Origin of the sequence: Gillisia sp. Hel_I_86 (assembly GCF_007827275.1) — a bacterium.
Taxonomy (GTDB): Bacteria; Bacteroidota; Bacteroidia; order Flavobacteriales; family Flavobacteriaceae; genus Gillisia.
In genome coordinates this window covers 1578096-1602848 of record NZ_VISE01000001.1, presented here as the reverse complement: position 1 = coordinate 1602848, position 24753 = coordinate 1578096, and the positions used below count along the sequence as shown (strand labels likewise).

Genomic DNA, 24753 nt, shown 5'->3' with positions numbered 1-24753 from the left:
TCTAAATCAAGAACCTCGGGGCAAGCCGTGGAGAACCTGTCCTTCCTATCAGGCGGGGTTAAGCCTTTAATACTTCAATAAGGGATTAAAACTAAAAAACAGCAAAAAAATTAAAGACAAAGGGAATTGTACATCCAATAGGAGCTATTAAAAATTTCCATTTATTGCCACCTCAACGATTCCATCAACCTCTTAATGTCTGATTTAATGTAAGATGCAGCAGGCATAATAGAATCAAAATTAGGTTTCTGATTAAAATATAGCGAGCCCGTCATAAAGTGCTTTACACTATCTGTAACATAAAATTGTGCTTGAGAAGCGGCATCCCCGTCTATTGCGTAAAACATTCCGTAGGTCTTATTCACGGGATTCACATACACATCCCCTTCTATAAAATCGGCTTTTATTGTATGCTGTAAAGGTAATTTTTGAGAGTCCATCAAGAGGGAATCCAAATTGTTATGCACTTCCTGATAGGTAATAAAAACAGAGGCATTTAATTTAGGGTAATTTAGATTGATCCAACAAGGGCTGTTCCCTTTGGGCTTCACGATTTTCGCGGTAGAATTATACTCAAAAACAAATGGACAATCCAAGTTTGTTTCCTCATAATTTACAGCAGGAAATTCCAAATCCAAAAAAGCCTTTGGCTTGGGCAGCACTTCATCTTTACACGAAACAACAACTGCAAAAACTATTAATATGAAACTTATTTTTTTCATCCTGAAAGATTATGAAACAAATTAAATGATCAAAACCTTAATCTACTCTTCTGAAGAGATTTCTGGCTCTATACTTAATTTGATTTGCTTTATTCTTTTATCATCTATAACCTCAATGGTAAAGTGATAATTCTGAAAAGATATAGTTTCGTTCTTCTTTGGAAATCCACCCGATATTTCAAGTAAAAAACCAGCAAGGGTATCAGATTCCCCTTTGTTTTCCTCAAAATTTGAAGAATCTTCCAATTTTATAATTTTGTAGAAATCCTTTAGTGGAGTTTTTCCCTCGAAAATAAAATTGGACTCATCCAATTTGGAAAACACCAAATCTTCATCATCAAATTCATCGCTTATATCTCCTACAATTTCTTCGATTATATCTTCCAAAGAGACCAACCCGCTTGTACCACCATATTCATCCACAACGATTGCCAAATGGATTTTCTTGTCCTTAAATTCATTTAAAAGATCATCCAATTTCTTGTTCTCCGGAATAAAATATGGCTCCCGCAAGAGAGAAGTCCATTCAAACTCTTTTTGATCCAGAAAAGGCAAAAGATCCTTAACGTAGAGGATTCCACTAACCTGGTCTATATTCTCCTTGTACACGGGAATTCTGGAAAACCCATGCTCTACGATCTCGGGAATTATCTCTTTATAGGTTTGATTCTCATTTAAGGCAAAAATATCCATTCTTGGATGCATGACCTGTTTAGTGTCTGTGTTTCCAAAAGAAACAATTCCCCTTAAAATCTTCTGTTCTTCATGTGTGGTATCCTCTTCCCTTGTCATTTCTAACGCCTGGGAGAGATGATCTACACTTAAAAACCCTTTTTGCTTCCCTAACTTATCATGGATATAAATAGTAACCGCCCTCATGGGGGTACTAAGTGGCGAAATCAAAAAGTCCAAAACATTTAATGGATACGCCATAAAATTGCTGAATTTCACATTGTTCCTACTTGCATAAACTTTCGGCAAGATTTCGCCAAAAAGCAAAATAAGAAAGGTTACAATTCCAACTTCAATAATAAATTTAAAATTTATCCCTAAGAAAACAGCGTTCATGTTTCCAAAGAACTCATCGGTAAGCGTATCAAACAGCAACACAATAGCAATATTTATAGTGTTATTTGCAACTAAAATTGTCGCCAATAATTTCTTGGGCTTTTCCAACAATCTGGTCACAATTTTTTGGGCATTGGTGCGCTTTCCATTATCTCCCAGAAAATCCGAAGGCGTAAGAGAGAAAAAAGCAACTTCTGCACCAGAGATAAGTGCAGAGCAAATTAATAGTGCAACAAGTATAACAAGACTTACTACTTGTGAAAATTCTAGAGAGATAAACGATAAAATTAAACTGGGAGGATCTGGATCCAAATGCTTATATTTTAGTTAGACTTAGAAAGGTAAATCATCTTCTTCCTCGTTGCCCTTGGTTTGATCGGCAAAAGTATCATTTTTAGTATTGGAAACCGGTTTTGCAGAAGCTGAATTTTGTGCTGAATTCCCGGTGGTTTCATTTTTAGGGGTCAAAAAGGTAAAATCTGTACATTGGATTTCAACCGAATAACGTTCGATCCCTTTATCGTCTGTCCATTTTCTGCTCTTCAACCTACCCTCCACATAAACCTTGTCACCTTTTTTAAGGTACTTCTCGCAAATTTCGGCAGCTTTGTTTCGAACTATAACGTTGTGCCACTCGGTATTTTCCACCCGTTGGCCCGTAGATTTATTTGTATAAGCTTCATTGGTAGCCAAAGGAAAACGTCCAATTGCCCCGCCTCCTTCAAAATAATGCATTTTTACGTCGTCTCCTGTATGCCCTATTAGCATTACCTTATTAAGTGTGCCAGTCATTATTTTTTATTTAAATTTTAGCTCGTTCTATAGTTTAAAATTAAAGAAATTTATCCAGTATCACGTCCTATTAATGTCAATATTACCAGTCTCACAATTTTTTGTTGATCCGTATAGCATCCTAAACTGATAAAGGACTTCATTCTGTTCCGATAGCTATAGGAATTGTTTTAGATTCTTATAACACTAAGAATCAATGCCGTAATAGAGACCCTGAAACCAGTTCAGGGTGACGATGCGGAATTGTCGTCATGCTGAACTTGTTTCAGCATCCCATCAGCTTATATAAAAACCACGTCAATTTCCTGCGCTAATTTTTTTTTCTTATGGGTCTACCATTGACGTATTTTGAATACTTTGTCATCCCGACGCTAGGAGGGATCTCTGGTTAAATTGATTCTGTTGTATTGAGATCCTTCAGTCCACTGCGATTCCTTCAGAATGACAATCCTTTTTTATTGTCTTCCCCACCTAGGAGGGATCTGCTCTGAGATCCTTCAATAGGCTAAATTTGAGGTAATTTTTAAACACGTCGATTTCCTGCGCTAGATATTTTTTTATCACGGGTCTCAGGGGGACGAGATAGCTATTCTGTCAAAAAAAAGACGTCCATAAATTATCTCAACTAAATTTAATATCCGCTCAATTCAAATTCATTTATAAAGTTGGCTATCAAGACCGGAACCGGATATTCTTGAATTTTGGATAAAGGAATCGCTTTTTCAAGCAAATCGGCATTTTCTATGATCCAAAATTGGGTATAAATATGTTGATGGGAAAGTTTATGTACAATAGGAGCATCATTATACAAACTAATCCCCTTTTCTGAAGCTTCATTATACTGAAGGAGTTTGGGTTCCTTTAATAATTGGTCTATTGTTATTAAAGATCCTGTTTCCAACAGGGGGAATTGGTACAAACCTTCCCAAATTCCTTGTCCAATCCTTTGTTCCAAAAGAGTTTCATTTTCTTCTGAAAGAAATACCAAATAATTAAAGAAGCGTTTTTTGACCTTGGCCTTTTTCAACTTCACAGGAAGCAAAGCGACCTTATTATTTTTCAGCGCTAAACAACTACCAGAAAGTGGACAACTCTCACACAAAGGGTTTTGGGGCTTACATTGCAGGGCGCCAAACTCCATAATAGCTTGATTATAAGTGGCAGGGTCTTCTTTATCTATCAACTCGGTTGCCAAGGCTTTAAATTCTTTAATTCCTGCAGTACTATTAATAGGGGTGTCCATATCAAAATATCTTGCCAGCACTCTATAAACATTTCCATCCACCACGGGAGCAGCTTCATTATAGCATATAGAGGCAATTGCACTTGCTGTATAATCTCCAATCCCCTTCAATTTTAATAAATTTTTGTAGTTGTCTGGAAACTTACCGTCTAATTCTTTAGCAATATATTTTGCGGTTTCATGCAAATTTCTGGCCCTGGAATAATAGCCCAAGCCCTGCCACAACTTTAAAACCTTTTCTTGGGAAGCATTGGCAAGATCAAAAACACTTGGAAAAACCTTGATAAATGCCAAATAATAAGGCAGTCCTTGCTCTATTCGTGTTTGTTGAAGCATAATTTCACTTAACCAAATACGATAGGGATCGCTGGTTTTTCTCCAAGGCAATTCCCTCTTATTGTTTAAGTACCAATTAATCAATATTTTATGAAAAATCATGAATAGCATTGTTTGCTTGCAATAATAATTCTTTATTTGGTTACTATTTAATGAATTAGGATTGAAATATTGGAGATTTAATTCTTATATTTGCCCCCTTGAAAATTAAGAACCCCAATTATAATATTAAATAGTACGAAAATGACGAAAGCAGATATCGTAGCAAAGATTTCAGAGAAGTTAGGAATGGAAAAAGGTGATGTTCAAGCTACTGTTGAAACATTTATGGAAGAAGTAAAAACTTCTTTGGAAAGTGGAGATAATGTTTACTTAAGAGGATTTGGAAGCTTTGTAATTAAAACAAGAGCTGAAAAAACCGGAAGAAACATTTCCAAGAATACTACAATAAAAATCCCTGCACACAATATCCCTGCATTTAAACCAGCACGTGTTTTTGTAGATGGTGTAAAGACTAATGTTGAAGTAAAAGAATAACTTCCTTGACCAGAAGTTTAAAGTATATTATTAATTTTAAAAAAAAGTAACACTATGCCAAGTGGTAAAAAAAGAAAAAGACATAAGGTAGCTACTCACAAGCGCAAAAAGAGAAGCAGGGCCAACCGCCATAAGAAAAAGTAGTGCTCCCACTACTTTTTTTAGTAAAAGACGTTCTTTGAAATTGAAACCGAATTTGCTTTAAAGTTTAATTCAGGTTTCTCCAGGCTTAAAAACCCTGTGAAAATTTATTGTTTAATCCATCCCGATTTCCGGGATAAAAATCTAAAAGAGTGGACAAAGAATTGATTATTAGATCTGGTTCCTCTGCTATAGATTTTGCCTTAATTAAAGATGGAAAACTAGTCGAATTAAACAAGGAAGAAGACGATAGCAACTTTGCTGTAGGTGATATTTTTATTGCCAAAATCAGGAAAGCTGTTCCAGGATTAAATGCCGCATTTGTAAATGTTGGCTATACAAAAGATGGTTTTTTGCACTATCATGATCTTGGCCCTCAAGTCCAAACTTTGTTGAAGTTCGTAAAACGTGTAAGCACAGGTAAATTAAAAGATTATTCTTTACAGAATTTTACTTTTGAACAAGATATTGATAAAGACGGCAGTGTTACTGAAGTCTTAAAATCAAATCAGTCGTTACTGGTTCAAGTAATGAAAGAACCAATCTCCACAAAAGGCCCAAGAATAAGCTCCGAGCTTTCCTTGCCAGGCCGTTATATTGTATTGGTCCCTTTTTCCAACAGGGTTTCAGTTTCTCAAAAAATTGAAAGCAAAGAAGAAAAGGATCGATTAAAGAGATTGGTAAAAAGCATTAAACCCAAGGGGTTTGGTGTAATTGTTAGAACCGTAGCAGAAGGCAAAAAAGTAGCAGAGCTAGACAGAGATCTTCAGAATTTAATGAGTCGCTGGACAGCAATGTGCAAAAAATTATATAAAGCACCCCATCCATCCAAGGTATTGGGAGAGTTAAATAGGGCATCTTCCATTTTGAGGGATATCTTTAACGACACTTTCACCTCTATTACGGTAGATGACGAAGAGCTTTATGCGCAGCTAAAAGATTATGTGGCAGAAATTGCTCCAAATAAAGAATCCATAGTAAAGCTGTACCAATCCAATGTTCCAATTTTTGAAAAATTCGGTATCGAAAGACAAATAAAAACTTCCTTTGGTCGCACCGTATCGATGAGCAAAGGAGCTTACCTGATTATTGAGCACACAGAAGCCATGCACGTTATAGACGTGAACAGTGGAAACCGTTCCAATAAAGCTAAAAACCAGGAAGAGACCGCCTTAGAAGTGAACCTTATAAGCGCCACAGAAATAGCCCGACAATTACGATTACGTGATATGGGTGGAATTATTGTGGTTGACTTTATAGACATGAACAAGGCCGAAAACAGAAAAGCACTATTTGATCATTTACGCGAAGAAATGAGCGATGATCGTGCTAAACACAAAATATTGCCCCCAAGTAAATTTGGGTTAATACAAATTACAAGACAACGCGTAAGGCCGGAAACAAATATCAAGACCCGTGAGGTAAACCCGAACGGAACAGGAGAGATTGAGGCTCCTATTATTGTTATTGATAAAATAAAAACCGATCTAGAAAGACTGATCAAGAAGAATCATAAAAAGATCACCTTAAGTGCGCACCCATTTATTGCGGCCTTTTTAACAAGAGGCTTTCCATCGCCCCGCTCCCAATGGTTTTTTGACCATAAGCGCTGGGTAAAAATTTTACCAAGAGACGCTTACACGTACATGGAATATCACTTTCACGACAAAAACGGGGAAGTATTAGAATAAACTTATTATTCTTAAAACCAACGCCTTTCATTCATTTGGGAGGCGTTTTTTGTTGATGAAATTTTGAAGAGTGACGAATTGATGAAGTAGGCCAAAATATTCAAAAGATCATAAGAAACATGCCAGCCTATAAATATGAAGGCGTTGCTTATAGAATATTTGCCGATGGAGGTTTACAACGTGGAACTATTATGGATGTAAACACATTACTTCTCGATGCGTACCAACCAATTGAAACTTCTGTTGAAAAATATCTTTTAGCCACTAAGGTTTATAATCTTGACAGATCAGATTGGGTAAAACAGCTTAATAAGCTTGACCTTAGCGCGATCAAAGTAAATTAGATTTTCATATTATAAAGCCGAGTGTATTTCAGAAATACTTCACCATATAAGGAATTGTGTGCAATTCCAGAAAAATTTTGCTAAAATACCTATTTTTGGTATATTTGAAGCAAATAGTTTTAAAATGAACAAAAACACATCAATATCACTCGGAAATTATTTTGACCAATTCGTGCAAAGTAGCATAAATGAAGGTAGATTTAAAAACGTTAGCGAAGTTATTCGAGCAGGATTAAGGCTTTTAGAAGAAGAAGAAAGTAAAGTAATTGCTTTAAAAAATGCTATTCAAGAAGGAATAGATAGCGGAATAGCTCCCGATTTTGACCCAAAAAAGCATCTTCAATCATTAAAGGCGAAAAAACACTCGAATGGCTGAATATAAGTTGACATACAAAGCTGTTGAGGATTTATCTAAGATTTGGAATTATACATTTGAGATTTGGTCGGAAAGACAAGCTGACAAATATTACGATGAATTAATTATCAATTTTCAAGAAATTGCTGAAAATTCAAATTTAGGAAGAAATTACGAAGGAATATCAAAGCGACTTGTCGGAATGAAAGCAAATCGACATATAATTTTCTACAGAACTTTGAGCGAAAATTATGTAGAAATAACTAGAATTTTACACGAAAGAATGGACTTGAAGAGAAGGATAGAGGAATAGAGCTGCACACAACATCGTAACAGCAAATAGCGGGTATCCTGGTGAAAAATGTTATTTTAGAGACCAAATAAAAAAGAACAAAGCCGACAAGAAAGCGTCCCCATTCCACGCCACTTGCGTTAAACGAGACCGTTGCGCAAAAACTATTTTTAACACCTTGCTAGATAAACAATCAAGAACCTCGGGGCAAGCCCACGAGGGATGCATTGAAAAATATTTTTAAAAATTCGAGGCAAGCCTCGGGGAATTAAACCCTCAATGAGGGATTAAATTCATCTTAAGTTTGAGTGGCAGTGTTAAAGGCTCAGCTCTATTTGTTTTTTAACACCGCTTTTGTACGCTGGCAAAAACCAAATATGTTTGACGAGATGGTTTTTTATCTTGTTTATAATAGGTTTTAAAAAGTCCTTTTCACCTTCATTATCCCGTTAACAAAAGACCTTATTTCCTTATAAGTAATCTTATAACCTATCCCTTCACTCATTACCTAATCTAAATACGGCCCATTAAACAACCCGAGAGATCTCCAGCTTTAGCCTAATTTTCATTTTCTGCTTCCTGTTCCCAACCTTTTGGGCGTTTCCATCTTACAGGAGGGGCAGGTTCTTTTTTCAGCTCTACAGGTGTTTTTTTTAGGAGTCTTAATGCTTCCTGAACAGAACGCTCCAACTGTGGGTCTCTTCCCGAAACAACATCTGCCGGAGTCATCTGTACTTCAATATCGGGGGCTACCCCTTCTCCTTCTATAGCCCAGTTCCCTTCCACATCGAAGAATCCTCCACGCGGCGCCACCATTCTCCCTCCATCTACAAAAGCAGGAGTGTCCCAAGTGCCAACAAGCCCGCCCCAAGTACGAGTACCTACAAGGGGACCTATTTCCATCTCTCTAAATAGGTAAGGTAACAGATCTCCTCCAGATCCTGCTCTTTCGTTAATAATCATCACTTTTGGCCCCCAAATTCCAGCCATAGGGGTCGTAAAGGGCTTATTCCCCTCCACCCTGCTATTAAAATATCCATGAAGTTCCCTTGCGAGCACGTCCACAATATAGTCTGCGGCAGAACCTCCGCCGTTGTTTCTTTCATCTATAATGGCTCCCTGCTTATCTTGCTGGGCAAAATAATATCTATTAAAATACTGATAACCTTGTTGCCCTGTATTAGGAACATACACATACGCCAGTTTCCCATTGGACATTTCATCAACTTTCCTTCTGTTGTCCTCGATCCAGGCAAAACTTCTCAATTGATATTCATCATCAACAGGAACAACTGTGATCAATCTTGCTCCATCTTTCGAAGGTTTATCATTCACTAATATATAAGTTTGTCTTCCTGCGGTCCCTTCAAAATAAGTATAAAGATTTTGGGAAGCTTTTACTTCTTTTCCATTTACCTCTAAAAGAAAATCCCCTTCGTTAACATTCAGCCCTGAAAGGCCTAAAGGAGCCTTTACTTCTGGGTTCCAGCTTTCACCGTTATAAATCCTGCTGAAATAATATCTGTTCGATCTCACAGCGTAATCTGCTCCCAACAATCCTACCGCAACTTCTTTGATATCTGGAAAATCTCCTCCTGAAGTATATGAATGCCCAACAGACACTTCACCTCCCAGTATATCTACCAAGTAATTGAGATCTGATCTATGGTGCACGTGCTCTACCCAAGGGGTATACCATTCCAGGATTTTATCCCAAGGAGCTCCGTGAATATTGTCCACATATAAAAAATCTCTTTGATACCGCCATCCTTCTCTGAATATTTGTTTCCATTCTTCTGTAGGATCAATTTTCAATCTTAGATTGGAAACCACCAGTTTATTGTCTTCTTCCTTAGGAGCTCCATTAGAGGTGGGGACAATCCCCCAATTAATGCCATTGCGATAGAGCATATTTTTCCGGTCATGGGAAACAGAAGCCTCATTTACTTTAGAAAGGAATGGGATAGATTCCCGCTCTTCCAGGCTATACCGACTCATTGAGAATTCAGATTCGTTTGGGATGTCTTCCATATAGAATACATAACCTTCTGGTCCTGATAACAAATTGGTATAACTTTTATCTGGAGCACCCAACACTTCAATTCGATTTTCCAATCCGTCAAAATCGATTTTTACACGTGCGACATTCTTTTCAGGTTCCTTTTTGCCCGAAGATTTCTTTTTCTCTTCCTTAGCTTTGTTATCCTCCTCTTCCTTTTGCTCCTTTTCATCAAAAAGCCTGGGCATAAGGGGAGATGGAGTATCTTTTGAAAGTACCATCATATAAAGGCTCCTTGTTATGGGCCTTTCATAACTTGTCATATCCAACCAGCCGGTATTGAGCCCGTAATTAGTAGTAGCAAGAAAGTAAAGATACTTCCCACTTGCATCCCATACCGGCGAAATGGCATCGGCCATGGAATTGGTCAGTTGATGGTTTTTACCGGTTTCAACATTATGCACTTTCACCGATTTGAACAGATTATCCATGATTCGTACATATGCAATCCACTGGCTATCTGGAGACCAAACCGGGTTAAGTGAACGATTAGGATGAGCATAACCCTCTACGTCGGCTTTGGTGATCTTTTCGCTTTCTACATTTATATACCACAGGTTATAATTTGTATCAGTAAATGCAATATACTTTCCATTTGGAGACCATTCTGGTTTAAAGAAAAAGGTTGGATTTGGTATCTTTATACTTCGGATATCTCCTAATCCTTCTTGGTTGCCAATCATAAGCTTATATTCTCCGGAAGCATCAGAAAACCATGCTATTTTAGAACCATCAGGAGACCAGACAGGAAATCGATCTGCCGCCCCGGATGAGTTGGTGATGTTTCTCCAGTTCCCTTCTTCTTTTGAAACAGTAAAGATCTCCCCGCGGTATTCAAATAATGCACGTTGCCCAGTTGGACTTAGGGACGAATTGGAAAGCCTCGTGGTTTCAACATCTTCCCATCTTGGCCTGGCCCAGTTAAAATCTCCGTTCACGTTTATTTCAAGTTGTTCACTCGTTCCGTTGGATGGGTCGAGCAAATGAAGATATCCTCCCTGTTCATAAACGATCCTTCCACCGCCTGCATCAAGGCTTTTAGCATCAAATTGCTTGTGAAAAGTTATCTGTTTAACATCTTCGGAAGCAGGATCATAAGACCAGATATTGTTGGCATAATCCCTTTCAGATAGAAAGAATATTTTACCGCTAAGCCAAACAGGATCGGTATGCCTCTCATTATCAGTTCGTAAAGTTTGTTTGAGTGAGTAATTTTTTAAATTCAGGATCCATATTGGCTGTGCCTGTCCGCCACGATAGTTACGCCATTCAGGATCCCAAAAGGAGATTGGAGTATAGGCCAGAAAATTACCATCTTCAGACAATTCTCCGTTCGCAGCTCTTGGAACTTTGAGAGCTAATGGCATACCCCCATTCGTAGCGATAGTATATAATTTAGAAACTGCCGTTGGATACCCTTCCCTTCCGGAAGAAAATAAAACCGATTTTCCATCAGGGGCCCAACCCATAACAATGTCGTTTCCCGGATGCCAGGTAAGCCTTTTTGGCTGTCCACCTTCAGTCGGAATAATATATACATCTACATTTCCATCATACTCCCCGGTAAAAGCTATCCATTTTCCATCCGCGGAAAAATGCGGATTGGTTTCAGCTCCTTCATTTGAAGTGAGGCGACGGGCATTACCAAGATTGGTCTCTCCCTGCCGTTGCTCAACGATCCAGAGATCATTGGCATGAACAAAAGCAATATGTAAATCACTAATGGTTGGCTGGCGTAACAGCCTCGTACCCTGAGCATTTACATCTACAGGACAAAATCCAAAAAAACAACAAGAAAGAAAGAAAAGCGAAAGTATTTTTGATGTCATAGAACGAATAGCTTAAATAATAAGTAGTAATATAAGGAAAAATCTTGTTGGGTTATTTACAAAATTTAGCCCCTCTCTATTAAAGTGTTGGTTTTAGACTAAAATTTTAAACCGCTATTCATTTATTTGAGTAGCGGTTTTTTTGTTGATGAAATTTTGAAGAGTGACCAAGGGACGAAGTGATGAAGTGATGAAGTAACCGAGTAACAGTCTAATAATGTCCCAGCAGCACAACGTCACATCAGCACAACATCATAACTTCATAACTTCCCAAGTTAAACCTATTTCTTATTTTTGATCTCATGAATTCAGATCCCTCCGAAAAATCCTACACCATACAAGAAGCCACAATAAAGCTGATACAGTATTGTGCGTATCGTGATCGCTCTCAAAAGGAAGTTCAGGAAAAACTTAAAGAGATGAGGATGATTCCTGAAGCTTGCGAGCAAATCACCATTCAGCTAATGCGGGAGAATTTCCTGAATGAAGAGCGTTTTGCCAGAAGTTTTGTTCGAGGGAGGTTCAGAATAAAAAAATGGGGAAGGATCAAGATCAAGCAGGAACTAAAAAAAAGGGAAATTTCTGAGCCCCTAATAAAAATCGCATTTTCTGAGATCGAGCTTTCAGAATATTACTCTACGCTAAACGAACTGGCCGAGAAAAAAATCCCACTTATCAAAGAATCCAATCCTTATAAAAAGAAGCAAAAACTGGTTTCTTTCCTACACCAAAAAGGCTATGAATTCCCCATAATCCTGGAAGTGATCGCGCAACTTAAACTTTAATATTGTTCTTTTTATGGGTTTTAATAAGGGCTTGTTCATTTTTATAATCAATCCATTTCTGCCCCCTCAACTTCCGCATATAATTATCGAAATAACGCATAAAAGCTAGATTGTACACTGCTTTGGAAAAATTGGTGATATTTCTGGAAGTCGCGCGAAGGCTCATGGAAAACCCCGGGGTCAAATAGGTCATTTGGTGCCAATAGCCTTCCGGCATATATAAGGTCTCCCCATGGTTTAGCTGCGTAATATAACCTTCGGCTTCTTTTAAAGCCGGGAATTTTTTAAAATCTGGATTTGTAAAATCGATGTCTTCCCTAGAAATCAACGCGTGTGGCACTTTATAAAGGTATTTGCTCTGTGAAGGCGGATAAAGAATACATTGCTTTTTTCCGTGGAAATGGAAATGGAGGATATTGGCAAAATCTATATCGTAATGCATAAACACCTTGGAGTTTTCTCCCCCAAAGAACAACATGGGCAATTGTTTTAAAAATAGCAGTCCCATATCGGGAAACTTAAAGTCTTTTTGCAAAGCAGGCACTTCCCTCATTAAATGATATAAAAAGATCCTGTAATTAGTAGGTTCCGATTTAAGAAGGGCGATATATTCGCTCATTTTCATCTTTAAATGAGGCTCATTGAATTTGAACTCGGGACTTATTGGCCGGTCATCGTACAAAGGCACCGTTTTTTCGCCGGCAACTTCATCTATATATTCCAAGGACCATTTTTTGTATGCCGGCCAATCTTCAATTAAATGCTCTATCACCACAGGTTTTTGCGGTTTTACATAGCTCTCAACAAAATCTGTTTTAGAGATATTTTTAATCCGTGGTATTTCAACTAATCGAAGTCTTTCTGTCATCATCCAATCCCAGCATTTTTATGCGTATTCTCCACAGCACGCTTATTTTTATAATCTATCCATTTCTGCCCTTTTAGCTTACGCATTAGATTGTCGAAATTTCTAATCACCACCACATTATTCAATACCTCCAAAATAGTTGTAGGTTTTGTTGGTAGCGAGCGAAGGGTTAAAGATAAGCAAGGAGTTTCATATTTTACAAAGTGCCACCACTTACTTGGAATAAACAATGCATCTCCGTGATTCAAGGTTACCTCAAAACCCTTTGCTTTAGCCAAGGATGGAAAATCTTCGAAATCTGGGTTATCCATATCTATAGACTCCATACTCACTATGGAATATGGAACTTTATATAAATATTTTGTTTCTGAAGGCGGGTAAAGAATAAATTTTTTAGTGCCAGCGAAATTGAAATGAAAATTGTTGGCAAGATCCATATCGTAATGCATCAAGACCTTTGCTCCTTCCCCTCCAACAAATAAAACAGGCAATTTTTTAAAGAATTTTACCCCAAGCTCCGGATACCTAAAATCTTTAATAAGATCTGGGCAATTATTAAGTAGGTTAAAAAAGAACATTCTCAAGTCTGTGGGTGCAGTTTTTAAGATGTCTATATATCTGGACAGCTTCATCTTTTGGGCTACAATATGGCTTTTCTGATTTCCCTTTGCCGGTTTTCCATCATATAGCGGAACCACAATATTCCCAGCCATTTTTCGAAAGTATTCAAAATCCCAATTCTCCCTTGCTGGCCAATCTTCACTTAAATTCTCCATGACCACAGGTTGCTGCGGAATAAAATACTCCTTTAAAAAAGTGTTTTTATCTATCGTATTAACGCGCGGTATGGGTTTTAAGTTAAGCTGCACATTTTAAAGAGATTGTTTTATGAACTGGTTTTGGATTTTTTTTGAGCTTCTAGGTTTCTCTCAATTTTATGGCCTGGCCTGGACCATTTTGGTTTTTCACCTAGGTTCTGAAATTTAGATTCGGTAGCTTCCACACTTTCAGGTTGCGATTTTTTCACAAATGGTTTTTGTGGTTGTAGGCCCAAAGCGTTGAACATTTCCATATCCTCACCAACATCGGGGTTTGGAGTGGTCAATAATTTGTCTCCTGCAAAAATGGAATTTGCTCCTGCAAAGAAACACATGGCCTGGCCTTCTCTACTCATTTGTGTTCTACCTGCAGAAAGTCTAACCTGGGTTTCTGGCATTACAATTCTGGTTGTGGCCACCATCCTTACCATATCCCAAATAGAAACCGGTGCTTGCTCTTCTAAAGGCGTTCCTTCTACGGGAACCAAAGCGTTGATGGGCACAGATTCCGGCTGCGGACTCAAAGTGGCCAAAGCAACCAGCATTCCTGCACGATCGTTGTTGGATTCCCCCATTCCAATTATTCCTCCGCTACAAACCGTAACATGGGTTTTTCTAACATTTCCAATGGTATCCAATCTATCCTGATACCCTCTGGTGGAGATCACTTCTTTGTAATATTCTTCTGAAGAATCCAAGTTATGGTTGTATGCATACAAGCCAGCTTCTGCCAATCGTTGTGCCTGATTTTCGGTAATCATACCCAACGTGCAACATACTTCCATATCCAGTTTATTGATGGTCCTCACCATTTCCAAAACAGAATCGAATTCCTCCCCATCTTTCACATTTCTCCAAGCCGCTCCCATACAAACCCTGGAACTCCCAGATGCTTTTGCTCTTAAAGCCTGAGCCTTCACTTGGTTTACACTCATAAGATCGTTCCCTTCAATAGCTGTGTGATATCTTGCCGCTTGCGGGCAATACCCACAATCTTCGGGACATCCTCCTGTTTTTATGGAAAGCAAGGTAGAAACCTGAACCACATTTGGATCGTGATTTCCCCTATGCACAGATGCTGCTTCGTAAAGCAGGTCCATAAAGGGTTTGTTGTATATTTCAAGAATTTCTTCTTTGGTCCAGTCGTGTTTAATCGTCATGAAATTGTATTTGAATTCAAAAATAGCTAAAACTAAGCTTTCTTGGATAGTTACTTTTTAAAAGTTTTTGAGTTGGTGCTAACCAGAAGCCAGAATGTATCAATTTTTATGCATATCCGTTTTCTGTCCTAAAAGCTCTTTCGTCACCCTGAGACCCGTGATAAAAAAATTATCCAGCGTAGGAAATTGACGTGTTTTTTATATAAGCTGAGGGGATGCTGAAACAAGTTCAGCATGACGACAATTTCGCATCGTCACCCTGAACTGGTTTCAGGGTCTTGATTCACATCATAGAGATGCTGAACCAAGTTCAGAATGACGACGTACTTTATCTACTTATTCCGCTTTACAACTATTAAAAAGATTTATTTCCAATTCTGCTTAAAATAAGGGGAAGGTATAAATTTAACTATTATTGATTAATATTGAAACCGCATTTCCTCCAAAACCTACGGCATTTACAAGGATGTTTTTTAATCTTTTTGGTGCTTTACTTAGTGCTGAAAATGGAACCGGTACAAACTCATCGTGCTGAAGCATTAAAATTGCCAATTCCATACTTAAAATCCCCGAAGCTCCAAAGGTGTGACCAATCTTCCATTTATTGGAAGTTATTGCCGGAAGCTCCTTGCCAAAAATGGCATTTATCGCATATAGTTCCGCTTCATCTCCCTTAATCGTTCCTGGCGCGTGCATTACAACTGCATCAATTTCGCTCAATGCCAATTCGCCAATTGCCATTTTCATGGATTTTTGAAAACAGGTTCCGTTTGCTGAAATAGAAACCGGGTGTTTCAACTCTTCGGTGGCATAACCAATCCCCGAAATCTTTGCAATACTATTTTCAGCAGAATTAGAAATACAAGCCACGCCTGCTGCTTCCCCCAAAACCATGGAATTCCTTTTCTTTTCCATATTGAGAGCTTGGCAAGGAAAATCCAAATCTTCTGAAGCATAGATCTTCATCGCGTTCATCTGTGCGATCGTAAAAGGGGTTAGAGCGGCCTCACTCCCTCCGACGATAAACTTATCTGCAAATCCAGATTGAAGCCAAACAACACCGTTTAAAACCGCATGTAAGCCAGTAGAACAGGTTACGCTGTGCGAAATGTCCGGGCCGGAAGTACGTAGATCCTGCGCCACCCATGAAGAAATATTTCCCAAAGTTGTACTTGGGGAAGCCAAAACCTCAACTTTTCCGTTTTCAATAAATTCTTTATGATGCTTTTCAAAAAGCTGAGTTGCACCACGGGAGCTTCCTATATTTATTCCGATGGAATTATTCTTTGCCCAGCCAGCTTTTTTAAATGCGCTTCGGGCTGAGAAAATGGAAAATAACACTGAGTTGTCCAAGCCTTTAAATCTGGAATCAGAATTTCTTAAGTTGGCTAATGTCTCCTTTAAGTCTGAGGACAAAAAAGCAGCAAAGGCTTCAGTTCCTGAAAAATCGTGCTTGGAAATAAAATGTTTATCGGTTTTGTAATTGTTCCAGATCTCTTCCCTTGAAGTTCCCAAAGGAGAAATAGAGGCTATGGAGTTTATATAAACGGGATTTTTCAAGAAATATACTTTTCAGCAAAAATAAAGCCTTGAAAATATTTATTCAGGTTTTTTATCTTAAAGTTAGCCGAATTATTAGGCAAGTTTTACTTAACATCTTCAGAATAATAAAGGTTCAAAATAGAATCCAATTCCTTTTTCCCAGCAAGAATTTGATTTACAATATTTCTGATATTTAGAGGAAGCAAGGTTTTTAAAGGCTGAGGAAGTTGTTTTATTTTTCTAAAGGAATTCAATAATTTGGCATCCCATTCTTTATGAAAATTCAACAAATCATCTGGATATACAGTGGTTCTGGAAGTCCCTTCATCTTTGGCTTTAAAGGCATCGGTAACATTTAAATACCCATAATCGTCGGTTAATTCTTCTCCCGGATGAATATCGCGAATGGCAATTTCAAAATCGTAAGGGGTGGAAAGGCAATTGGAATTAAAACTATGATTCACATATTTGGCGGTATCCCAGCACATCACAAAATTTCCCTTGTTATTTCTAAAGGTAAATTTATCTATCATTTCCTGAGTAAACGGCAACATGTTGGCTATTTGCTCAGCAGTATAAATTTGATCCAATTCATCCTGAACCCAAGTAATAGTGCCTTCCGGAATTAATTTTGTGGCTACAATCCCGTAACCAATTTCTTTACCTATAAATTTAACCTCGGTGTCTGGATGTATCATATAGAAATTATAACTAACTAATTTAGGAATAATAACTACTCAATTATTTCAAAAATTCGTTAAAATATATCTAGTGCAGCGCATATTGAATTGTACACTTTTCGTAATTCTTCTTGTGAAATAACATAAGGCGGCAAGATATAAATGGTATTTCCCAATGGTCTTAGAAACACGCCATCTCCCATGAAATGCTGAAAAAGCTTATTTCTTAGATTCCCATAGCGTTCCATTTCCACATTCAGTTCAAAAGCGAGGATAACGCCCAATTGCCGGGGATTTCTCACTTTTGGATGAACTTTGATCTCTTTTAAAAATTCAGAATGCGATTGTATTACTTTCTGGATGTTTTGCTGGATTTCTCCTGAATTCAACAGTTCTATTCCCGCCAAAGCAGCGGTACAAGCCAGTGGATTTGCAGTATACGTATGCCCATGGAACAAGCCTTTTGCAATATCTTCAGAATAAAATGCATCATAGATTTTTTGTGAACAAGAAGTAATCGCCATAGGAAGCAATCCTGCCGTTAAAGCTTTGGACATGCACATAATATCCGGCTGCTCGTCCATATATTCTGAAGCGAAATTTTTTCCTGTTTTGCCAAACCCTGTCATTACCTCATCTGCAACGGTTATTATTCCATTTTTTTGACAAACTTTTAATACCGCATTCAAGCCATCTACATCATGCATTTTCATTCCCGCAGCGCCTTGTACTAAAGGCTCATAAATGAATCCTGCAATGGCGTTCTCCTTTATTAATTGCTTTAACTTCTGAAGGACTTCGGTATTGTTTTTTCCATTTGGAGTTGGAATGCGAACCACTTTCAAAAAATGATGTTCGAAAGCACCATTATAAACCGAAAGCCCAGAAACCGACATCGCACCAAAAGTATCTCCATGAAAACCTTCTTCAAAAGCCAACATTACTCTCTTGTCGTTCCCGAGATTAAAATGATACTGTAAAGCCATTTTAATCCCAATTTCAGTAGCAGTAGAGCCATTATCGCTAAAAAACAATTTTTCTTGGTTCGCTGGTAAGATTTTTATCAACTCTTCAGAAAGTTGAATTGCGGGTTCATGTGTAAATCCGCTAAAAACCACCTGGTCCAGTTGCTGCATTTGCGCTGCCACCTTATGGGTAATGTAAGGGTTGCAATGTCCATACATAGCGGTATACCAACTGGAAATCCCATCTATATATTCTTTCCCATTTTCATCCCAAAGTTTCGCTCCTTTCGCTTTCACAATTGCAAGTGTGTCTGGAGAAGTTTTATGTTGGGTTAAGGGATGCCAAAGATGTTTTTTGTCTCTATTGGATAATGTCATACTATTTCTTCTGAATTTATTTTTTTGTTATCTAGGTTTTCACCCAACTCATTTTCGTCATGCTGAACTCGATTCAGCATCCCATTTACGTGGGGATGAGACCCTGAAACAAGTTATCATTGACGTATTTTAAAGATACACAAAACACTCCCTTTGGTCGATAAAGCTTCATGTAATCTTTATCATTGTTCATTTTTTTGCTTGTCCAAAAAAACGAACCAAAAAAAGGAGTTCTTAAGAAAATAAATTTGCAAGGAATCACAATATGTCAATTTCCTACGTTAGGTAAAATTTTTTATCACGGATCTCAAGGGGACCGTACGTCGTCTGGTCGCGCGAAGTCGAGACCTCTGTGAACCTAATTATTATTTAAGGACCTGAAGTTGATCCCGAAAACGATCTGCATATTCCTTGATCACATTTCTATCGAAATATGGCTCCTTATCTATTCTTCCAATGAATTTAATTCCAGTCATTTCCAAAACCACTTTTTCAGTAGTCTTGTTTTCATCACCATTAAATAGGATGCCGGCAATGCTGAATCCTTTACTTTTTAGGACTTCAATGCTAAGTAAGGTGTGGTTAATACTACCCAAATAATGCTTGGAAACCAGAATGACCTTATCTGTAGGCAGAATTAAATTTGCTATGGTTTCTTTTGAATTTATTGGCACTAATAATCCGCCAGCTCCTTCTATAACAAGATCTTTAGAAGTGTCTGGGCGTTGGATCTTTTTAGCAATTAGCTTAACTCCATCCAATTCTGCCGCCGCATGCGGGCTCATTGCCGATTTCAGTTTAACTCCTTCAGGGTAAACAAAGCTTTCTTCATTGGAAATAAGATTTTCCAGCTTCATAGAATCGCTATTCTCCAAATCTCCTGCCTGAATTGGCTTCCAATAGTCTGCTTTTAAAGATTCAGTAATAATGGCTGCGGCAATAGTTTTACCCACATCTGTCCCAATCCCGGTTATAAAATAAGTGTTATTCATTGAAATTAAATTTTTGTTTACAGGTTTCGCACCTGTATTCGTAACGTGTATAAATTGGCAAGGCCGTAGTTAAAAATGAAACCAGAAAAAAGAACATAGATTTAATTATTTGCACTCCTAAAGAGTATTGAAATACCGCTATTTTAGAGAAGGTTTCTTTCATTTTATAAAAGTAGCCAATAGTTCAAGAAGACTCTTTATCTCTTCTTTGGAATTGAAGCTATGCAAACAAAACCGAAGTCGCTCTGCCCCTTTTGGAACCGTGGGACTTAAAATCGGCTTTACATTAAAACCTTTTTTCTGAATTTTATTCGCAATTTCTTTCACCTCACTATTCCCGGAAACAATACAACAATGTATGGCAGAATCGCTTGGTATAAATGACTTCTTAAGATCCAGTCGGTTTACTTCAGCATTAAAAAATTGAATATTTTCATGAAGTTCTATCAATATTGAATTTTCTGAAAATTCCATGTTCTCCATAAATTGATATGCGGTAAAAATTGATGCGACCGAATGTGGAGCAAGTGCGGTGGTATAAATAAAACTTCTACAGAAATTCACCAAATACTGAATAAGCAATTCGCTCCCTAAAATTACAGCACCATGAATTCCAAGTGCTTTGCCAAAAGTGACAATTCTGGCAAACACCTTTTTCTCCAATTCCAATTCCTGTACCAACCCCTTTCCTTTTTCACCATACACTCCAATTGCATGCGCTTCATCTACCACCAAATGATAATTTCCCTCCTCAGCAAAATTTGCTAATGCAGTTAGGTCCGGGCTATCGCCATCCATAGAAAATACAGACTCTGTAACTATATACATTTCTGAATTTGCTTCCAAAGTAAATAAATTCAGCTTTTTTTGAAGATCTTCGAGATCATTGTGCTTGAATTTATAGCCTTTTGCATTGCTCATTTTTATTCCATCCCGAATAGAAGCATGCACCAATTCATCGTAAAAAATGAAATCCCCTTTTTGGGGAATGGCCGAGAAAAATCCAATATTCGCATCATAACCGGAATTAAAGATCAAGGCGCCTTCAGCATTATGAATGTCTGCGATCAGTTTTTCGGCAAGTGGAAACAATTTATGATTTCCAGATAGCAATCTGGAACCTGTTGCGCCATTAAGAAGCATATCCTGTTCCTCTAAAATTTGCTGGCTCTTAAAAAACAATTCTGAATTTCCTGCAAATCCCAGATAGTCGTTAGAAGCAAAATCTATTAAATTATTGTCATCGCCCAATTCCCTAAAAGCATTTTGCTGCTTTCTATTTTCAAGTCTTTTTTCTAATTTTAATGGGAATTTATGCATCGTGCTAAATTACAATATTCGTAATTCTTACATCCTTTAACCGTCATGCTGAACTCGTTTCAGCATCTATTTAATATTGATTGCTGCTCTTAAAATGAGACCCTGAAACAAGTTCAGGGTGACGATGCGGAATTGTCGTCCTGCTGTTCCCGATATACCAAGGATCTGAAAACAATACCTTTTGCCCATCAAGACCTATTTAATTTTCAAGATCGTTCATTTTTTTGCTTGTCCCAAAAAACGAACCAGAAAAAAGACACTTTTTGTAGGTGTTTCCAATTATACCAACGTATAATTTGAAATGAAAAATAACTGCTGGTCCCTGAACAAGAAATTGAGATGATGGTAGGGATCGTCTTATTTTGAGGGCTTCTTCTTAATCAACATTACTTTCTTTTTTTCCTGCTTTTTTAATTCCTCTACATCTTCACTTTTTAATTCCTGGGTGGCTTTATGGTATTTCCCTTCCAAATCGTCCATAATAGAGTTTTTCCATAATTTTATCCCAGAAAAATAACTTGCCCTTCCTATCAAATGCCCACTAATTGGAGCAGTGAGCAAAATAAAGAGTATAATGGCCAAAACCCTGGTAGTGATTGCAAAATTCTGGAAATGAATGGAGGCAGCTAACAATAATAATCCTACTCCCAAAGTAGCAGCTTTTGTGGTAACCGAAATCCTTAAATAAGCATCTGGCATTCTTAGTACGCCAATGCTAGCAAACAGAATAAAGATAGCTCCGGATAGGGAAAATATTGCAACAAGAATATCTGTCATTTTTTATTTCTTTTTTGAATATAATACGAAAATGCCACAGTACTTAAAAAGGCAATAAGTGCTACAATCATTGCAACATCTAAAAAAGAGGATCGATTGGTAAGCATACTATAACCTGCAATAAATCCTATTCCTGTTGTAACAATTAGATCCAAGGCTATAATTCTATCCACAATACTTGGCCCCTTTAAGAACCTTATCAAAATTAGCAATACCGAAATTGATAGGATAGGAAGTACGATGTAAAAAATAAATTCGTGTAATGTCATCTTAATATCTCTAGTATACGTTTTTCAAATCCGTTTTTAATACCATCTATAAATTTTTCCCTGGAAGTGATATACATGGAATGCACATATAACACTTTTCTATCGTCCGACACATCTAAACTTAGGGTTCCAGGAGTAAGGGTAATCATATTTGCAAGAAGTGTGATTTCCACATTTGTTGTTGCTGTAAGCGGCACTTTGACAATCCCCGGGCTCATATTATAATGAGGTGTCATTACCTCGTACGCTACTTGTAGATTTGCCTTTACAAGTTCATATAAAAAGAAGAATATAAATCCAATCACTTTTGGCAAGATCTTAAAATACTTTGCATTTCCCGAACCTGTGGTAATCATTCGCATCGTGAAGAAACTAAAAGCAAATCCAAAAATATAATTGGCAAGGGTGAAATCTCCCGTAAGAGCCACCCAAATACCCATTAAAATGATGTTGGATAAAAATCTATTCTTCATGACATCTAATTTATTATTTGCCCAAAACAGCTTCTATATATTGTTTATTGTTTATAAGTTCACTTGCTACTCTAGAGGATACCTGCTGTATGTGCTCTGCACCAAATCCAATATACAAAGATACTAACGATAAAAATATCATGGGCGCAATCATTTGTGCCTTTCTAACCGTTTTTAATTTATCGAAATATCTAAAATTCAACTTAACAGGTAATTCTTTCTTTTCTTTCCAGACAACTCCTGCCCAAACCTTTGCAATAACTATGAGCGTGATTAAACTCGCAAAGATAACAGCTCCTACAACCCACCATTGTTCAGCTTCGAAACCAGCTATGAGCAATGAAATTTTAGGCCAAAAGCCAGAGAGTGGAGGAATACCAACTAGCGAAAATAATGGAATAGCTATTAATAAACTTAACTTTGGATGATCTGCATACAAGCCTCCTAAATCCCTTATACTATTAATCCCCCGTATTCTATAGATCAAGCCGCTTACCATAAAAAGATTTGTTTTTACAATAATGTCATGAATTAAATAAAATATGGTTCCCGCTATAGCAACTTCAGTAAATAAGCCTAAGCCTGCTATCATGTACCCAATATGGCAAATAATAAGATAAGAGAAAACCTTGCGTATATTGTTCTGTACCATTGCACCCAATGCACCACTAAAAAGGGTGAGTACAGCAACTATTAAAATGATGCTTTCCAGAAATAGATCGCCCACAAATATCAATGTAAAGACCCTAATGAGGGCATAAACTCCAACCTTGGTCAATAAACCTCCAAATATCGCTGCAATAGCAGATGGTGGCGTATGGTAAGAATCTGGCAGCCAGAAATACAGTGGAAAAACCGCAGCTTTAATCCCAAAGGCAACAAAAAAGAGGATCGCAGTAATTTCAACTAAACCACGATTTTCTATAGCTGCAACCTTAAGGGCGAGATCTGCCATATTTAAAGAACCGGTAAGACCATACAATACCGCAATAGCAGTAAGAAAGATCATCGAAGCTAAAATATTTAATGTAAAGTATTTAACCGATCCTTCCAATTGTGCTTTTTCTCCACCAAGAGTAATAAGCACAAAGGAGCTAATTATAATAATCTCGAACCAAACATATAGGTTGAAGATATCTCCCGTTAAGAATGCGCCATTTAACCCCAATAACAGAAAATGAAAGATCGGGAAATACCCGAATTTTAATCTTGCCGTTACTACTGAGGCAGATGAAAAACTAGACACCGCCAATCCCGAAATTGCTGTTAACAGCACTAGGGTAGCAGAAAGCGTATCGGCAACAAAAATAATCCCGAAGGGCGGCTTCCAATTTCCTGCCAATACGATTTGCGTTCCATTTTCCCAAATGTGGCTGAACAACCAAATGGAAACCCCAACATTAATTACGCTTCCTACAATGCTAATAACGCGCTGCCAAGAAATTTTTCTCCAGCAAAACATCAACACGATGCTTAGAAACATTTGAAGCAATAGGGGGTATAATACTAACTGTTGTGTCATGAATCTTTATCTATTGCGTTCATTTCATCTAAATCGTCTGTTTTTACCACTTTATAAGCTCTTTTAACCAAAATAATGGCAAAAGACTGTAATCCAAAACTAATTACAATTGCAGTCAAGATAAGTGCTTGTGGAACCGGATCTGCATATACAGATCGAAAAACATCTGAATCTGCGGGAATAATTGGCGGACTTCCCTTTACTATTCTCCCTAAAAGAAATATGAGCAAATTTGCACCATTCCCTAAAATTATAATTCCGAGTATCAGCTTTACAAGGCTTCTACGCAAAATCATGTAGATGCCTGCCGCATATAAAACCCCGATCATTATCGCTAATATTACTTCCATAAATTAAGCAGATTCTGAAATTGTAAATATTATAGTCAAGGTTACCCCAACAACAACAAGATAAACCCCGAGATCAAAAAATAGGGCAGATCCTAAAGCACCTAATACAGGTAAATGGTCTGGGTACCATAAACCTGTCATAAATGGAAGATCAAAAAACAAGACTGGGGTTACTCCTGCAAGAAAAGCCAAAGCTAAACCTACTGGCATCAAAAATCCTGGGTGTATCTTAAGCAATGCTTTTGTGTTTTCCAGACCTCTGGCAAAAGAATGCAATACAAAGGCTATAGATGCTATTAAGCCGCCTACAAAACCTCCTCCTGGATTATAATGGCCTCTAAGAAGGATAAATATTGAAAATAGAAGCAATAGTGGCAAAAGATACGTAGATGCTGTTCTTAAAATTATTGTTTTCATCTTTATTGATTTTTATCTATTTTCAGAA

Annotated in this window: 26 protein-coding genes; 6 read left to right on the top strand and 20 right to left on the bottom strand. The window is 37.5% G+C overall.

Annotation, left to right across the window (positions count from 1 at the left end; translation table 11 throughout):
• Positions 1-161: 161 nt before the first annotated feature.
• The 4 genes from gldD to mutY all read right to left on the bottom strand — a co-directional run bounded on the left by gldD (position 162) and on the right by mutY (position 4263).
• Positions 162-722, bottom strand: coding sequence for a gliding motility lipoprotein GldD (gene gldD / locus JM83_RS07110; protein ID WP_144960718.1), 561 nt, complete (start codon positions 720-722; stop codon positions 162-164).
• A 42-nt stretch (positions 723-764) separates the two neighbouring features.
• A complete protein-coding gene (locus JM83_RS07105) occupies positions 765-2102 on the bottom strand; it encodes a gliding motility-associated protein GldE (protein ID WP_144960716.1) in 1338 nt (445 codons plus the stop codon).
• 21 nt (positions 2103-2123) lie between these two features.
• A complete protein-coding gene (locus JM83_RS07100) occupies positions 2124-2582 on the bottom strand; it encodes a single-stranded DNA-binding protein (RefSeq protein WP_144960714.1) in 459 nt (152 codons plus the stop codon).
• Positions 2583-3213: 631 nt separating this feature from the next.
• Positions 3214-4263: an A/G-specific adenine glycosylase gene (gene mutY / locus JM83_RS07095; RefSeq protein WP_144960712.1), complete on the bottom strand. Its 1050-nt coding sequence runs from the start codon at positions 4261-4263 to the stop codon at positions 3214-3216.
• A gap of 123 nt (positions 4264-4386) precedes the next feature.
• Between mutY and JM83_RS07090 the strand changes: the two genes are divergently transcribed.
• The 5 genes from JM83_RS07090 to JM83_RS07070 all read left to right on the top strand — a co-directional run bounded on the left by JM83_RS07090 (position 4387) and on the right by JM83_RS07070 (position 7542).
• A complete protein-coding gene (locus JM83_RS07090; RefSeq protein WP_261376885.1) occupies positions 4387-4698 on the top strand; it encodes an HU family DNA-binding protein in 312 nt (103 codons plus the stop codon).
• A gap of 293 nt (positions 4699-4991) precedes the next feature.
• A complete protein-coding gene (locus JM83_RS07085; protein WP_144960710.1) occupies positions 4992-6530 on the top strand; it encodes a ribonuclease E/G in 1539 nt (512 codons plus the stop codon).
• Positions 6531-6649: 119 nt separating this feature from the next.
• Positions 6650-6874, top strand: coding sequence for a hypothetical protein (locus JM83_RS07080; protein WP_144960709.1), 225 nt, complete (start codon positions 6650-6652; stop codon positions 6872-6874).
• A gap of 124 nt (positions 6875-6998) precedes the next feature.
• A complete protein-coding gene (locus JM83_RS07075; protein WP_144960707.1) occupies positions 6999-7250 on the top strand; it encodes a type II toxin-antitoxin system ParD family antitoxin in 252 nt (83 codons plus the stop codon).
• Positions 7243-7542, top strand: coding sequence for a type II toxin-antitoxin system RelE/ParE family toxin (locus tag JM83_RS07070; RefSeq protein ID WP_144960705.1), 300 nt, complete (start codon positions 7243-7245; stop codon positions 7540-7542). Before JM83_RS07075 ends, JM83_RS07070 begins: the two co-directional genes overlap by 8 nt.
• A gap of 537 nt (positions 7543-8079) precedes the next feature.
• Here JM83_RS07070 and JM83_RS07065 read toward each other — a convergent pair.
• A complete protein-coding gene (locus JM83_RS07065) occupies positions 8080-11409 on the bottom strand; it encodes a S41 family peptidase (RefSeq protein ID WP_186434958.1) in 3330 nt (1109 codons plus the stop codon).
• Between the two features lie 302 nt (positions 11410-11711).
• Between JM83_RS07065 and JM83_RS07060 the strand changes: the two genes are divergently transcribed.
• Positions 11712-12194 (top strand): regulatory protein RecX, encoded by a 483-nt coding sequence (locus JM83_RS07060; protein WP_144960703.1) that lies wholly within the window; start codon positions 11712-11714, stop codon positions 12192-12194.
• Here JM83_RS07060 and JM83_RS07055 read toward each other — a convergent pair.
• From JM83_RS07055 to JM83_RS06990, 15 genes are all read right to left on the bottom strand, one after another.
• Positions 12184-13065, bottom strand: coding sequence for a cupin-like domain-containing protein (locus tag JM83_RS07055; protein WP_144960701.1), 882 nt, complete (start codon positions 13063-13065; stop codon positions 12184-12186). The genes JM83_RS07060 and JM83_RS07055 overlap by 11 nt on opposite strands.
• Complete coding sequence (locus tag JM83_RS07050; protein ID WP_144960699.1) at positions 13062-13931, bottom strand: cupin-like domain-containing protein; 870 nt, start codon at positions 13929-13931, stop codon at positions 13062-13064. Before JM83_RS07050 ends, JM83_RS07055 begins: the two co-directional genes overlap by 4 nt.
• A gap of 17 nt (positions 13932-13948) precedes the next feature.
• Positions 13949-15040 carry a biotin synthase BioB gene (gene bioB / locus JM83_RS07045; RefSeq protein WP_144960697.1) on the bottom strand — a complete coding sequence of 364 codons (1092 nt, stop codon included), beginning with the start codon at positions 15038-15040 and terminating at the stop codon, positions 13949-13951.
• Positions 15041-15445: 405 nt separating this feature from the next.
• Entirely contained in the window at positions 15446-16600 is a 1155-nt protein-coding gene (locus tag JM83_RS07040) for a beta-ketoacyl synthase N-terminal-like domain-containing protein (RefSeq protein ID WP_144960695.1), read from the bottom strand.
• Between the two features lie 86 nt (positions 16601-16686).
• On the bottom strand, positions 16687-17280 hold the full coding sequence (locus JM83_RS07035) for an SET domain-containing protein (RefSeq protein ID WP_144960693.1): 594 nt from the start codon (positions 17278-17280) through the stop codon (positions 16687-16689).
• 59 nt (positions 17281-17339) lie between these two features.
• Positions 17340-18605 (bottom strand): adenosylmethionine--8-amino-7-oxononanoate transaminase, encoded by a 1266-nt coding sequence (gene bioA / locus JM83_RS07030; RefSeq protein ID WP_144960691.1) that lies wholly within the window; start codon positions 18603-18605, stop codon positions 17340-17342.
• A gap of 365 nt (positions 18606-18970) precedes the next feature.
• Positions 18971-19597 (bottom strand): dethiobiotin synthase, encoded by a 627-nt coding sequence (gene bioD / locus JM83_RS07025; RefSeq protein WP_144960689.1) that lies wholly within the window; start codon positions 19595-19597, stop codon positions 18971-18973.
• Positions 19590-19760, bottom strand: coding sequence for a hypothetical protein (locus JM83_RS19100; RefSeq protein WP_186434957.1), 171 nt, complete (start codon positions 19758-19760; stop codon positions 19590-19592). Before JM83_RS19100 ends, bioD begins: the two co-directional genes overlap by 8 nt.
• On the bottom strand, positions 19757-20917 hold the full coding sequence (locus JM83_RS07020) for an aminotransferase class I/II-fold pyridoxal phosphate-dependent enzyme (protein WP_144960687.1): 1161 nt from the start codon (positions 20915-20917) through the stop codon (positions 19757-19759). Before JM83_RS07020 ends, JM83_RS19100 begins: the two co-directional genes overlap by 4 nt.
• Positions 20918-21274: 357 nt before the next feature.
• Positions 21275-21694, bottom strand: a complete 420-nt coding sequence (gene mnhG, locus JM83_RS07015; RefSeq protein ID WP_144960684.1) for a monovalent cation/H(+) antiporter subunit G — start codon at positions 21692-21694, stop codon at positions 21275-21277.
• Positions 21691-21963 (bottom strand): cation:proton antiporter, encoded by a 273-nt coding sequence (locus JM83_RS07010; RefSeq protein WP_144960682.1) that lies wholly within the window; start codon positions 21961-21963, stop codon positions 21691-21693. Before JM83_RS07010 ends, mnhG begins: the two co-directional genes overlap by 4 nt.
• On the bottom strand, positions 21960-22436 hold the full coding sequence (locus JM83_RS07005) for a Na+/H+ antiporter subunit E (RefSeq protein ID WP_144960680.1): 477 nt from the start codon (positions 22434-22436) through the stop codon (positions 21960-21962). The genes JM83_RS07010 and JM83_RS07005 overlap by 4 nt, the downstream gene beginning before the upstream one ends.
• A 13-nt stretch (positions 22437-22449) precedes the next feature.
• Positions 22450-23958 carry a proton-conducting transporter membrane subunit gene (locus JM83_RS07000; protein ID WP_144960677.1) on the bottom strand — a complete coding sequence of 503 codons (1509 nt, stop codon included), beginning with the start codon at positions 23956-23958 and terminating at the stop codon, positions 22450-22452.
• The gene (locus tag JM83_RS06995) at positions 23955-24308 is read right to left on the bottom strand and encodes a Na+/H+ antiporter subunit C (RefSeq protein ID WP_144960675.1); all 354 of its coding nucleotides are present in this window, start codon (positions 24306-24308) and stop codon (positions 23955-23957) included. Before JM83_RS06995 ends, JM83_RS07000 begins: the two co-directional genes overlap by 4 nt.
• 3 nt (positions 24309-24311) lie before the next feature.
• The gene (locus JM83_RS06990) at positions 24312-24725 is read right to left on the bottom strand and encodes a Na+/H+ antiporter subunit B (protein ID WP_144960673.1); all 414 of its coding nucleotides are present in this window, start codon (positions 24723-24725) and stop codon (positions 24312-24314) included.
• Positions 24726-24753: the final 28 nt, after the last annotated feature.

Bases quoted from the DNA above. Each gene is read 5' to 3' on its own strand.
- gldD (WP_144960718.1), bottom strand. From the start codon at position 722: ATGAAAAAAATAAGTTTCATATTAATAGTTTTTGCAGTTGTTGTTTCG.
- JM83_RS07100 (WP_144960714.1), bottom strand. From the start codon at position 2,582: ATGACTGGCACACTTAATAAGGTAATGCTAATAGGGCATACAGGAGAC.
- mutY (WP_144960712.1), bottom strand. From the start codon at position 4,263: ATGATTTTTCATAAAATATTGATTAATTGGTACTTAAACAATAAGAGG.
- JM83_RS07080 (WP_144960709.1), top strand. From the start codon at position 6,650: ATGCCAGCCTATAAATATGAAGGCGTTGCTTATAGAATATTTGCCGAT.
- JM83_RS07075 (WP_144960707.1), top strand. From the start codon at position 6,999: ATGAACAAAAACACATCAATATCACTCGGAAATTATTTTGACCAATTC.
- JM83_RS07070 (WP_144960705.1), top strand. From the start codon at position 7,243: ATGGCTGAATATAAGTTGACATACAAAGCTGTTGAGGATTTATCTAAG.
- JM83_RS07065 (WP_186434958.1), bottom strand. From the start codon at position 11,409: ATGACATCAAAAATACTTTCGCTTTTCTTTCTTTCTTGTTGTTTTTTT.
- JM83_RS07060 (WP_144960703.1), top strand. From the start codon at position 11,712: ATGAATTCAGATCCCTCCGAAAAATCCTACACCATACAAGAAGCCACA.
- JM83_RS07055 (WP_144960701.1), bottom strand. From the start codon at position 13,065: ATGATGACAGAAAGACTTCGATTAGTTGAAATACCACGGATTAAAAAT.
- bioB (WP_144960697.1), bottom strand. From the start codon at position 15,040: ATGACGATTAAACACGACTGGACCAAAGAAGAAATTCTTGAAATATAC.
- JM83_RS07035 (WP_144960693.1), bottom strand. From the start codon at position 17,280: ATGATACATCCAGACACCGAGGTTAAATTTATAGGTAAAGAAATTGGT.
- bioA (WP_144960691.1), bottom strand. From the start codon at position 18,605: ATGACATTATCCAATAGAGACAAAAAACATCTTTGGCATCCCTTAACC.
- bioD (WP_144960689.1), bottom strand. From the start codon at position 19,597: ATGAATAACACTTATTTTATAACCGGGATTGGGACAGATGTGGGTAAA.
- JM83_RS19100 (WP_186434957.1), bottom strand. From the start codon at position 19,760: ATGAAAGAAACCTTCTCTAAAATAGCGGTATTTCAATACTCTTTAGGA.
- JM83_RS07020 (WP_144960687.1), bottom strand. From the start codon at position 20,917: ATGCATAAATTCCCATTAAAATTAGAAAAAAGACTTGAAAATAGAAAG.
- mnhG (WP_144960684.1), bottom strand. From the start codon at position 21,694: ATGACAGATATTCTTGTTGCAATATTTTCCCTATCCGGAGCTATCTTT.
- JM83_RS07010 (WP_144960682.1), bottom strand. From the start codon at position 21,963: ATGACATTACACGAATTTATTTTTTACATCGTACTTCCTATCCTATCA.
- JM83_RS07005 (WP_144960680.1), bottom strand. From the start codon at position 22,436: ATGAAGAATAGATTTTTATCCAACATCATTTTAATGGGTATTTGGGTG.
- JM83_RS07000 (WP_144960677.1), bottom strand. From the start codon at position 23,958: ATGACACAACAGTTAGTATTATACCCCCTATTGCTTCAAATGTTTCTA.
- JM83_RS06995 (WP_144960675.1), bottom strand. From the start codon at position 24,308: ATGGAAGTAATATTAGCGATAATGATCGGGGTTTTATATGCGGCAGGC.
- JM83_RS06990 (WP_144960673.1), bottom strand. From the start codon at position 24,725: ATGAAAACAATAATTTTAAGAACAGCATCTACGTATCTTTTGCCACTA.